At 71.8% G+C, this 11,939-nt stretch carries 6 protein-coding genes and 1 CRISPR repeat array; all 6 genes read left to right on the forward strand.

Annotated elements, in window-relative coordinates:
- Positions 1-343 precede the first annotated feature (343 nt).
- Positions 344-3,308: a CRISPR direct-repeat array (repeat unit 29 nt; unit sequence GTGCTCCCCGCGCCTGCGGGGGTGGTCCC).
- Positions 3,309-3,518: 210 nt separating this feature from the next.
- Complete coding sequence (locus FOE67_RS05825; RefSeq protein WP_143618060.1) at positions 3,519-3,713, forward strand: type II toxin-antitoxin system HicA family toxin; 195 nt, start codon at positions 3,519-3,521, stop codon at positions 3,711-3,713.
- Positions 3,714-3,750: 37 nt separating this feature from the next.
- Complete coding sequence (locus tag FOE67_RS05830; RefSeq protein WP_194443987.1) at positions 3,751-4,236, forward strand: type II toxin-antitoxin system HicB family antitoxin; 486 nt, start codon at positions 3,751-3,753, stop codon at positions 4,234-4,236.
- 365 nt (positions 4,237-4,601) lie between these two features.
- Complete coding sequence (gene casA, locus FOE67_RS05835) at positions 4,602-9,344, forward strand: type I-E CRISPR-associated protein Cse1/CasA (protein WP_323384313.1); 4,743 nt, start codon at positions 4,602-4,604, stop codon at positions 9,342-9,344.
- A 44-nt stretch (positions 9,345-9,388) separates the two neighbouring features.
- The gene (gene casB, locus FOE67_RS05840) at positions 9,389-10,258 is read left to right on the forward strand and encodes a type I-E CRISPR-associated protein Cse2/CasB (RefSeq protein ID WP_182661143.1); all 870 of its coding nucleotides are present in this window, start codon (positions 9,389-9,391) and stop codon (positions 10,256-10,258) included.
- Positions 10,259-10,354: 96 nt separating this feature from the next.
- Positions 10,355-11,557, forward strand: coding sequence for a type I-E CRISPR-associated protein Cas7/Cse4/CasC (cas7e, locus tag FOE67_RS05845; protein ID WP_182661145.1), 1,203 nt, complete (start codon positions 10,355-10,357; stop codon positions 11,555-11,557).
- On the forward strand, positions 11,554-11,939 hold a 386-nt coding region (gene cas5e, locus FOE67_RS05850), incomplete at its 3' end, for a type I-E CRISPR-associated protein Cas5/CasD (RefSeq protein WP_182661147.1). The genes cas7e and cas5e, both read left to right, overlap by 4 nt.

An 11,939-nucleotide genomic window follows, 5' to 3' on the forward strand; every position in this document is an offset into this window, starting at 1 on the left:
ACCCCACCCCCCGCTTCCCGGCCGAGGGCCCACACAGCACCCCGAATGCGCTCCGCTCACCCACAGGCTCAACAACGAACAGGGCTTCACCTCCGACATTCACAACCACCCCCGGCGCCCCATCACCCGAGCACCGGGAGATCCACCGAGAAGCCACACCTCCCGAACGCCCCGGACCAGAGGCAGGAACAAGGCGACTCAACAACGGTGCGTCGGAGAACCGATAGAGTCGAAGAACCCGCTCAACCCTTCGACCGAAATACCAGGATTGCACCCTATGTCGGAATCTCTGCTAGTGAGTAAAAACAGGCTCCTCGCGGGATAAAGACGCAGGTCGGCTCCTGTGCTCCCCGCGCCTGCGGGGGTGGTCCCGCCTACGGGTCGGTGACCGGCGACCCGGTGCAGTGCTCCCCGCGCCTGCGGGGGTGGTCCCATAGGTCGATCGTGGGGGCGTCACGCCGTAGGGTGCTCCCCGCGCCTGCGGGGGTGGTCCCCTCGACATCGAGCGCGCGGAGCGTTCCGCGACCGTGCTCCCCGCGCCTGCGGGGGTGGTCCCCATGGATCGACTGAGATACCGCGTCTACGGGAGTGCTCCCCGCGCCTGCGGGGGTGGTCCCACGTCGTAGAGTCCTACCGCGCCGAGCGTGGGGTGCTCCCCGCGCCTGCGGGGGTGGTCCCAACGTTCTGACCGTGCCTTTCGCGCTCGGTCTGTGCTCCCCGCGCCTGCGGGGGTGGTCCCTCCTCCGGCTCCTGGTCCTCCGAGGGCGTCATGTGCTCCCCGCGCCTGCGGGGGTGGTCCCGAACTCGCCGGGATCCTCCGGAACGTGTGGAAGTGCTCCCCGCGCCTGCGGGGGTGGTCCCGTTACGGAGAACCGTGGCCGCCTTCGTGGCCTGTGCTCCCCGCGCCTGCGGGGGTGGTCCAGTGGCGGGCCTCCCCCGCCGCCCGGGGCCGCAGTGCTCCCCGCGCCTGCGGGGGTGGTCCCCGCTGGGAGTGCGACCGCTGCTACGGCTGGCAGTGCTCCCCGCGCCTGCGGGGGTGGTCCCCAGTTTGGGCAAAAAGTTTTGAGGAGTTTTCGGTGCTCCCCGCGCCTGCGGGGGTGGTCCCGCGGCGAGTTCCACCGCCTGGCCGCCCCCGTCGTGCTCCCCGCGCCTGCGGGGGTGGTCCCGCGCCGGCGCCCTCGCCGGCGCCTTCTGGGACGTGCTCCCCGCGCCTGCGGGGGTGGTCCCGCGGCGCCGGCGATCGAACTCATCACGAGGGTGTGCTCCCCGCGCCTGCGGGGGTGGTCCCCCCGCCCCCGCGTGCGCCACTTCCCCGACACCGTGCTCCCCGCGCCTGCGGGGGTGGTCCCGCACGGGCCTGCCCGTGCCCCGGGCCGCCCGCGTGCTCCCCGCGCCTGCGGGGGTGGTCCCTCGGCGGAGCTGCTGGCCCTGGAGCGGGTCGAGTGCTCCCCGCGCCTGCGGGGGTGGTCCCCGGCCCGCCATCAACACCGCCGCCGCCGCCCTGTGCTCCCCGCGCCTGCGGGGGTGGTCCCGACCGGCACCGTTACTCACCCGTTACTGATCAGTGCTCCCCGCGCCTGCGGGGGTGGTCCCTCCATGCCGATCGCGCGCAGCAGCCGGGCGTAGTGCTCCCCGCGCCTGCGGGGGTGGTCCCCGCAGAGCGCGCCTGGCGGCTGCGCCGCCGACGTGCTCCCCGCGCCTGCGGGGGTGGTCCCGCGAGCGCGAGCAGCTCGCCTGGGAACTGGAGGTGCTCCCCGCGCCTGCGGGGGTGGTCCCCGAGCGTGCCCCCGCCGGGAGAGGCGGGGGCAGTGCTCCCCGCGCCTGCGGGGGTGGTCCCTCGTACCGGGTGCTCACCCACTTGTGGCCGGTGTGCTCCCCGCGCCTGCGGGGGTGGTCCCCCGACCGGCCTGCGGAACGAGTCGGTGCAGCTGTGCTCCCCGCGCCTGCGGGGGTGGTCCCCATCGTGCCGCTCCTCCTGGGCGCCGCCACCGGTGCTCCCCGCGCCTGCGGGGGTGGTCCCCATCGTGCCGCTCCTCCTGGGCGCCGCCACCGGTGCTCCCCGCGCCTGCGGGGGTGGTCCCAGGTGCGGGGGGACGGCGCCCGGGCCCATGCCGTGCTCCCCGCGCCTGCGGGGGTGGTCCCGGCAGCGGGTCGCTGAACACCGTGTGGAACCCGTGCTCCCCGCGCCTGCGGGGGTGGTCCCCGTCGCGGTACGGAAGGCGTTCCAGGCGCCCCGTGCTCCCCGCGCCTGCGGGGGTGGTCCCGACTGGGAGATCAACGGCGACCCGCCGCCGCCGTGCTCCCCGCGCCTGCGGGGGTGGTCCCCCGGACGAGCGGACCGGCTGGATCCTCCTGCAGTGCTCCCCGCGCCTGCGGGGGTGGTCCCGGGGGTTCGGTCATTGCTCATCTGTGAGCGGAGTGCTCCCCGCGCCTGCGGGGGTGGTCCCGCGTGGCTTCACCTCGTGGGCACGCCGTTGCGGTGCTCCCCGCGCCTGCGGGGGTGGTCCCCACTTAGCCGGTTCTCCTTTCGGTGCGGACGGAGTGCTCCCCGCGCCTGCGGGGGTGGTCCCGGCTGGCATCCCCACATCCACGCGATCCTGCTGTGCTCCCCGCGCCTGCGGGGGTGGTCCCCCTCACCCGACCGACCACCCGAAGGAACGAGAGATGAGTGCTCCCCGCGCCTGCGGGGGTGGTCCCCACGTGGCTGCGGTGAGGAGGGCGGCGAGGACGGTGCTCCCCGCGCCTGCGGGGGTGGTCCCGCAACCTCACGAGGGCGGGCGGGCGGCTGCTGGTGCTCCCCGCGCCTGCGGGGGTGGTCCCCGCCCATGAGCGGGTCGGGGTATAGGCGGGTGGTGCTCCCCGCGCCTGCGGGGGTGGTCCCGCTACATCGAGCGCACCCGAGGTGAGGTCGAGGTGCTCCCCGCGCCTGCGGGGGTGGTCCCGCGGCGACGGGCTGAGTGATCAGCCGGCGGTAGTGCTCCCCGCGCCTGCGGGGGTGGTCCCTCGCCGGAGTAGATGCGGTCCCGGTAGTGCGCGTGCTCCCCGCGCCTGCGGGGGTGGTCCCGCAGCGTGTACCCCGCCCACATCCCCGACAGGGTGCTCCCCGCGCCTGCGGGGGTGGTCCCTGCCGAATGCCGGTCAGGCGGGTGCCGGGGGCGTGCTCCCCGCGCCTGCGGGGGTGGTCCCAGACGCAGCTGCTCACCAGCGTGCCGGCACGCGTGCTCCCCGCGCCTGCGGGGGTGGTCCCAGCGGCTGGTCACGGAGCGCGAAGGCAAACGCGTGTTCCCCGCGCCTGCGGGGGTGGTCCCATCCGTCAGGGGCGAATGAAGACCTTGGGTTTCGGCGGCAGCGTCCGCCCCGAGGTTCGGCACATCATTCGCCCGGAGCCGGCGGGAGGTCACCGTTCACCGGAGAGCGGCTCTGATATCCCCGTGGGCCAACCCTTCTCGGTGACTCGCCTTGCCGAACGTGTTCGCATGGATTAGACACGTAGTGTTCGCCTACGCTAGAACCACGACGTGAAGCGAAGAGAGCTCATTCGGACGCTGAACATGCTGGCAGCCGAGAAAGGAGTGCGCTTCGCCCTCGAGCGACAGGGGAAACACGAGATCTGGTCCTTCGGCCCTCTCACCATCCCCGTCCCGAGGCACAACGAGATCGCCGAAGGCACAGCCAAGGCGATCATCCAGCGGGCTCAGGACGTCGAGTCCTGAGCCCGCTGGGCCCATCGCCCGAAGGAGAGGACGAGCGATGACCAGGACCGCGCAGAAGACGAGAACAGCAGTACGGGCCACCGCGAAGACGGAGACGGAGACGGGCGGGAAGGTCCCCTCCGAAACAAGGGCCCGGTACAAGGCCACAGCCACCCGCGACGGCAACTACTGGGTGGTCGAGGTGCACGGCCTGCCGCCGAACCACGTCGGTGTCACCCAGGGGCGCACCTGGGCGGAGGCCGAGGAGATGGCCGCCGACGTCATCAGCATGCTCCTCGACATCCCGGAGACCTCCTTCACCGTCGACCTCGTACCCGCCGACGAGGTGGCCGCCGCCGCACTCTCCGAACTGGAGGCGGCACGCGCCGCGGCCCTCGCGGCGGAAAAGGCCGAGGCGGCGGCTCTGCGCCGAGCCGCCGAGGAACTGACATCACGCGGCTTCTCCGTGCGTGACGCCGGCAAGGCCCTGGGCATTTCCTACCAGCGCGTCTCCCAACTCGCCCCCAGGAACAAAGCCGCCTGACCAGGCCCGCCGCAGGAAAGCCGCCTGCGGTCCCGGCCCCTTCGACGGAGGCGGGCCTCCGCCCTTCCGAGCCGTGTGGGGCGTGCACACGGCTCGGCGAAGCCGGCCCGGAGTGGCGGGCGTTGCCGAATCCGGCCATCGCGTTCTCCGGAGTCACGTGATCACCGGATGCCTCTCGTCCCGGCGTCCGTGAACTCCGGGGAACAGCTGGTAGCCGTGGCTTCCTGTGCCGGCGGAGGCTGAAGCGGGAAGCCATCGTTGCTTCGTTCGCGCTCGTCGTGGGCCCTTTATCATCCCACCCTGCTCCATGTGCGCATTTTGCGGGAAGACCCGCACAAGGGGCCTCGGGCGTGTTCCATACCCCTGTGATCACGGAGTTCGATGACGGCGAGGCTCCTTTCGCCGGGTTGTCCCGGGCCGCACGAGCGGCATGGGCGAAGCACGACCGGAAGACGGAGGGTTGGCTGCCCTTGTGGCGGCACATGGCGGACAGCGGAGGCGTCGCCGGGGAGCTGTGGGAGCAGTGGGTGCCCCACGCCATCAAGGAGTTGGTGTCCGGGGTACTGCCGGGTGGGGAGGAGGACGCCCGCAAGCTCGTGCGGTTTCTCGCGACCGCGCACGACATCGGCAAGGCCACACCCGCCTTCGCCTGCCAGGTCGACACCCTGGCCGATCGCATGCGGGACGTCGGCCTCGACATGCCGTTGAAGAAGGATTACGGGCTGGACCGACGGCTGGCGCCCCACGGGTTGGCGGGCCAACTGCTCCTGCAGGAGTGGATGGAGGAACGGTTCGGGCTCGCCGGGCGGGCCTCCGGGCAGTTCGCCGTCGTGGCGGGTGGTCACCACGGCACGCCCCCCGACCACCAGCAGATCCACGACCTCCAATTGCGGCCGCACCTCCTGCGGCATCCGGGGCCGAGCGAGGAGGTGTGGCGCCGGGTTCAGTACGAGTTGATGGATGGTTGCGCCGATCTGGCGGGGGTGACGAACCGGCTGCCGGAGTGGGGGACCGTGCGGTTGCCCCAGCCCGTGCAGGTGATCCTGACCGCCCTGGTGATCGTCTCCGACTGGATCGCCAGCGCTTCGGAGCTCTTCCCCTACGACCCCGAGAGCTGGCTTCCCGCCGGGCCGATCGGTGAACGGCGCCGGTTGCGGGCGGCGTGGGACGGTCTCGACCTGCCGAAGCCCTGGGCGCCCGGGATGCCGCGGGAGTCGGCCGGGGAACTGTTCGCGAAGCGGTTCCCGAAGTTGAGGGGCGCGAAGGTGCGGCCGGTCCAGGAGGAGGCGGTCCGCGTGGCGCGTTCCATGCCCACAGCCGGACTGATCATGGTCGAGGCGGCCATGGGTGCGGGGAAGACCGAGGCCGCCCTCGCCGCGGCCGAGGTTCTCGCCGCCCGGGCAGGTGCCGGTGGCGTACTGGTGGCGCTGCCCACCCGGGCCACCTCCGACGCCATGTTCTCCCGGCTGATGAACTGGGTGGAACAGCTGCCCGCGAGCGACGGGGAACCCCGCTCCGTCGTCCTGGCCCATGCCAAGGCGGCGCTCAACGGCCTGTGGGCCGGCCTGTTGAAACAGGGACACCGGACCATCGCCGCGGTGGATCCGGACGGGGAGGAGCGTGTCGGTGAGGCAGGGACGAAGGGCGCCCGACCGGCCGAACTTCATGCCCATCAGTGGCTGCGGGGGCGGAAGAAGCAGCTCCTCGCGTCGTTCGCGGTGGGCACCATCGATCAGGTGCTGTTCGCCGGGCTGAAGAGTCGACATCTGGCGCTGCGGCATCTGGCGGTGGCGGGCAAGGTCGTGATCATCGACGAGGTGCACGCCTACGACGCGTACATGGGGCGGTACCTGGACCGGGTCCTGGAGTGGTTGGCGGCGTACCGGGTGCCGGTGGTGCTGCTCTCCGCGACCCTCCCGGCCGAGCGCAGGCGTGCTCTGGCCGCCGCCTACGCGGGGTCGGCGGGGGCGGACGTGGAGGTGGCGGCGGACGCCTACCCCCTGATCACGGCCGTCGCCCCGGATCGTCCGGCTCTCACCATTCGGCCCGCGTTCGACTCGGGGCGCGATACGGATGTGGTGGTGGAGCGGCTGGATGATGACGTGACGGTCCTGGCCGACCGGTTGGAGGAGGAGCTGGCCGACGGCGGTTGTGCCCTGGTCGTGCGCAACACGGTCGACCGGGTCCTGGAGGCCGCCGAGGTGCTGCGGGAGCGGTTCGGCGATGACGCGGTGACGGTGACGCACTCCCGTTTCCTGGCCGCCGACCGGGCGGCGAAGGACGCGGATCTGGGGGCACGGTTCGGCCCGGGGGGCGAGGGGCGGCCCGAGCGGCACGTGGTGGTGGCCAGCCAGGTGGTGGAGCAGTCCCTGGACATCGACTTCGACGTGCTGGTCACCGATCTCGCCCCGGTGGACCTGGTGTTGCAGCGGATGGGCCGGTTGCACCGGCATCCGCGACGACGCCCGCAGAGGCTGGCCCGGGCGCGCTGCCTGGTGACCGGCGTGGACTGGGAGGCGACGCCGCCCTCACCCGTCAAGGGATCGCGAGCCGTCTACCAGGGCGACTACACGCTCCTGCGTGCGCTGGCCGTGCTCGAACCCCATCTGGACGGCAAGCCCCTGCGGCTTCCCGCCGACATCAGCCCGCTGGTGCAGAGCGCCTACGGCGAGGAGGAGGTCGGGCCGGAGACGTGGGCTGAGGAACTGGCCGAGGCCCACCGGAAGCACCGCGCGCTGCTGTCGGAGAAGCGGGACAAGGCGGAGGGGTTCCTCCTGGATCGGGTGCGGCGACCGGGTCGGCCGGTGTACGGGTGGTTGGAGGCCCACGCCGGGGACGCCGACGACAGCAGCAAGGGCCGCGCCCAGGTGCGGGACAGCGAGGAGACCCTGGAGGTGCTGGTCATCCAGCGGCGGGCGGACGGTCGGCTGACCACCGTGCCGTGGCTGGACGGTGGCGAGGAGGGCGGACGGGGCGGCCTGGAGTTGCCCACCGATTTCCCGCCGAGCCGCCGCGCCGCCGAGGCGGTCGCCGCGAGCGCCCTCACCCTGCCGGGGCGTTTCGCCAAGCCCTGGTTGATCGACCGCGTCATCCCCGAGTTGGAGCGTTTCCTGGTCCCGGCCTGGCAGGTGAAGGAGTGCCCCTGGCTGGCCGGCGAGCTGTTGCTCGTCCTCGATGAGCGTTGTCAGACCCGACTGGCAGGCTTCGACCTCACGTACAGCCCGGTCGACGGACTGCGGGTGGCTCCCTCCGGCGTGCCCGCGAACACCCCGGGTCCGCCCGAGGGCGGACCCGGGTCGGAAGAAAGTGATCAAGGTGAGCAGTACAGGCGTGATGGGGAAGCACCGGCGGGAGTGCCGGTTAGCGGCACTCCCGCGAGCGGGGAGCGCGCGGAGGGAAGTTCGGTGAGTACGGAGCCGTCGGCGGCCACCGGCCCGCCGTCCTTCGATCTGGTCTCCTCCCCGTGGCTGCCCGTGCAACGGCTCGACGGGACGGTCGAGGAGCTGTCCCTGCTCGACCTCTTCGCCCGGGCGGGCGACCTGCGGCGGCTGGTGGGGGATGTGCCCACGCAGGAGATGGCCCTGCTGCGTCTGCTGCTGGCGATCGTGTACGACGCCCTGGACGGCCCCGCCGAGATCGAGGACTGGGAGGATCTGTGGCTGTCGCCGGATCCCTTCTCCGGCCTCCCGGCGTACCTCGAACGCCACCGCGAACGCTTCGACCTGTTCCATCCCGAACATCCGTTCTATCAGGTGGCGGGGTTGTGTACCGCGAAGCAGGAGGTGGCTCCGCTCAGCCGGATCGTCGCCGACGTCCCGGTGGGCACCGTCTTCTTCTCCATGCGGCGCCCGGGAGTCGACCGGCTCCCGTACGCCGAAGCCGCCCGATGGTTGGTGCACACCCACGCCTACGACACCTCCGGCATCAAGTCCGCCATGGTGGGCGACGAGGAGCGGGCGAAGAAGGGGAAGGTCTATCCCCTGGGCGTGGGCTCCCTGGGCAATCTGGGAGGGGTCTTCGCCGAGGGCTCCACGCTGCGGGAAACCCTGCTGCTCAACCTCATCGCCTTCGAGGACGCGTACGAGAAGTCGGAGGACGGTGAGCGGGGCGAGGACCGTCCCGTGTGGCGGCGTCCCCCGCCGGGCCCCGGGCCGCGCGGGGAGGACTCCGGTGGCGCCCACCCCACCGGTCTGCGGGACCTCTACACCTGGCAGTCCCGACGGATCCGGCTGCACGCCGAGAACGGCGCGGTGACCGGTGTGGTCCTCGGCTACGGCGACCCGCTCGCCCTCCCCGCGCCGTGGAAGGTGGAGCCGATGTCGGGTTGGCGTCGCAGCCCGACACAGGAGAAGAAGCAGCGCCGGGTGCCGGTGTACACACCGCGGCGGCACGACCCGAGCCGAGCGGCGTGGCGCGGCCTGGGATCGCTGCTGCCGGCCCGGCAACGGGAGGCGGACACCGGAAAGCAGGGGGAGGCGGCCGAGGCCCTGCGCCCCGGGGTGGCCGAATGGTTCGCCCGGGTCATCACCTCCACCGAGATCGCCCCGGGCACGCTGATCCGGCTGCGCCTGGTCGGCGCGGTGTACGGCACCCAGCAGTCCGTGGTGGACGAGATCGTGGACGACTCGGTGGTGCTGCCGGTGATCACCCTGCACGAGAAGAACCCGGTGTACGGCGCCGCGGCCGTGGACGCGGTCCACGAGGCCGAGCTGGCGGTGGCCGTGCTGGGCCACCTCGCCGGGAACCTCGCTCGGGCCGCCGGCACGGATCCCCAACCCTCCATCAATACCGCCCGTGACCTGGGTTTCGGAACGCTGGACGGACCGTACCGGGCCTGGTTGAAGGACCTGTTGGCCTATCCCGATCCGACCACGGCACGCCGGGAGTGGCGACGCACGGTCCGCCGACACGTCCTGCGGCTCGGCCGTCAACTCCTCGCCTCCGCCGGGCCAGCCGCGGACGAGGGACGGATAACGGATGTCCCCGGCATCGGGATCCGCTTGGTGGACGCCGGCCGCGCCCACAACTGGTTCATCCACCGTCTGAACAGGGTGCTGGGACCGGCCGGGGAACACCCCGCCGCAAGCACCCCCACTTCCTCCCGTTGAGCCGGTCCGGGCACCGCCCGCGACAACCGTACGGAGAACCCATCATGACCACGAGCACCCGTCCCGCCGACGGCGGAGACGGCTCCACCCGCACCGGAAGCGGCGACCGGCACCACCTCCCCCGCCGGGCCACGCTTCGCACCATCCCCCGCCTGCAGGCCGGATACCGGCAGGACGCTCCGGCCGCCGTGGCGGCGGTGGCCCGACTGCGGCGCGAGGCCGGCCGGAGGGTGTACGCCTCCCCCACCGGGTGGGGACTCAGCCACCTGGAGGCCCTGACCGAACTCCGGGAGGAGGAACGTCGGAAGGAAGAGGAGCGTCACGAAGGCACGCCCGCACCCCGGCACCTCTCCTCCCCGCCTCGTCGGATGGACGAGCGGGAGGCGGAGCGCGAAGAGGAGGCGGTGCACCTCGCCGTCACCCTCTGGGCCCTGCACCAACAATCCCTTCGCGACGAACCGATGCACGTCTCCGGCTGGCCCCTCGGCCGTTCGGTACGGCGGCTGGCCCACGGCAAGTCCGGCACACGTGACCGCTCCGAGCCTTCCGACGCCGAGAAAGAACCGGGCGACGACAAGCGGGCTGACTCCGAGCCGGTCGAGGAGATCAGCCCGACCATCCGCAAACGCTTCGTGCGGATCGGCACGTCGACCGATATCGAGACCCTGGGTGTCCGCCTGCGCGAGATGGTGCTGCTGCTGCGCGCCTCGCGGATTCCCCTGGACTACGGACTTCTCGCCGACCAACTCCACCTGTGGCAGAACGAGAACCGCCGCGACGAGGTCCGACGCGCCTGGGGCCGCGAGTTCCACTTCGCCTACGGCGGGACCGAGCCCGGGAGCGAGGAGGGGGACGGGGCCTCTCCCCTCGATGAGGACCTGCCGGACTTCACCAGCGCCGACGCGGGTGACTAACCCTCGCCGCTCATCCCGGCGCCGGGGCTCCGGCACCGCCCACCGGCGCCGCACATCGACGAAACACCACAAGATCACAAGCAGAACGGAACCACGGTGACCCGAACCATCCTCGACATCCACATCCTCCAGACCGTCCCGCCGAGCAATCTGAACCGTGACGACACCGGAACGCCCAAGTCAGCGTACTTCGGGGGAGTTCGCCGGGCGCGGGTCTCCAGCCAGGCGTGGAAGCGCGCCACCCGGAAGGCGTTCAACGAGCTTCTGCCCCCCGAGGAACTCGGCGTCCGGACGAAGAAGGTGGCCGAGGCCCTGGCCGAGCGAATCATCGCCCGGGACACGTCGATGGAATCGGTGGCGGTCGACCTCGCCGCCAAGATCCTGAAGGCGGCGACCGGCTCGGACATCACGGTCCCCAAGCGCAAGGAGAAGAAGGAGGACGGCTCCGCGGCGCCGGAGTCCTCGTACCTGATGTTCCTCAGCAGGAGGCAGCTGGACGCCCTCGCCGAGCTGGCCATCGCGGGCAGCGGCCCCGGCAAGGACGTGAAGGCGCTGGAGGAACACCTCAAGAACAAGGAGAACAAGGCCCGGGCACGGGAGGCGGTCGACACCCGGCATTCGGTGGACATCGCGCTCTTCGGACGGATGGTTGCTGACTCCGCCGACCTCAGCGTGGAGGCGGCCACGCAGGTGGCCCACGCCCTCAGCGTGCACAAGTCGGAGATCGAGTCCGACTACTACACCGCGGTGGACGACCTCAACACGGATGAGGAAACCGGCGCCGGGATGATCGGCACCATCGACTTCAACTCGGCGACCCTCTACCGGTACGCCGCCGTGGACGTCGACGAGCTGCGGCGCAACCTCGGTGCCGGACTCCGGGAGGACGAGTCACCCGGCACCCCGGTGGAGAAGGCGGTCACCGCCTTCCTCGAAGCCTTCATCACCTCCCTCCCGACCGGGAAGATCAACACCTTCGGCAACCACACCCTGCCCTCGGCGGTGATCGTGAAGGTGCGCGACCGCCGACCGGTCAGCTTCATCGGGGCCTTCGAGAAGCCGGTGCAAAAGGGCGAGGAAGGCGGCTTCCTGGAGCAGAGCTGCCGGCGCCTCGCCGCTCACGTGCCGGAGCTGGAGAAGCAGTACGGGCTGACGAAGAAGGACAGCGACCGCGGGTGGGTCTTCCGTGTCGGCGAGGACACGAAGGCGCTCGCCGACCTCGACCCCCGGGTCACGCTGGAGGAACTGCTGGAGGAAGTCGGAGCCGAGGTGGCGCGTCGGCTGGGGTCCGACGCATGACGGTGCTGCTGCTGCGCCTGGCCGGGCCCCTCCAGTCCTGGGGCTCGGCGGCCCGTTTCACCCGCCGCGGCACGGAGAACGCACCCACCAAAAGCGGGGTGCTCGGACTGCTCGCCGCGGCCGAGGGCCGCTCCCGGAACGAGGACCTCTCGGACCTGACGGCCCTGCGGTTCGGCGTACGGATCGACCAGCCCGGCTCGCGGATGCGGGACTTCCACACCGCGCACCACGCCGACTCGGGCAAGTCGATGCCGCTCTCCGAGCGCTTCTACCTCGCCGACGCGGTGTTCGTCGCCGGTGTCGAGGGGGACGCGGAGCTGATCCGGCGCCTGTACGAGGCCGTGCTCGCACCGCGCTTCCTGCCCTACCTCGGCCGCCGCTC

The sequence above is a fragment of the Streptomyces calidiresistens genome, assembly GCF_014141525.1.
GTDB lineage: Bacteria > Actinomycetota > Actinomycetes > Streptomycetales > Streptomycetaceae > Streptomyces > Streptomyces calidiresistens.

What these genes read in the sequence shown, in the direction of transcription:
- casB (WP_182661143.1), top strand. Translation starts at nt 9,389, where the DNA reads ATGACCACGAGCACCCGTCCCGCCGACGGCGGAGACGGCTCCACCCGC.
- FOE67_RS05830 (WP_194443987.1), top strand. Translation starts at nt 3,751, where the DNA reads ATGACCAGGACCGCGCAGAAGACGAGAACAGCAGTACGGGCCACCGCG.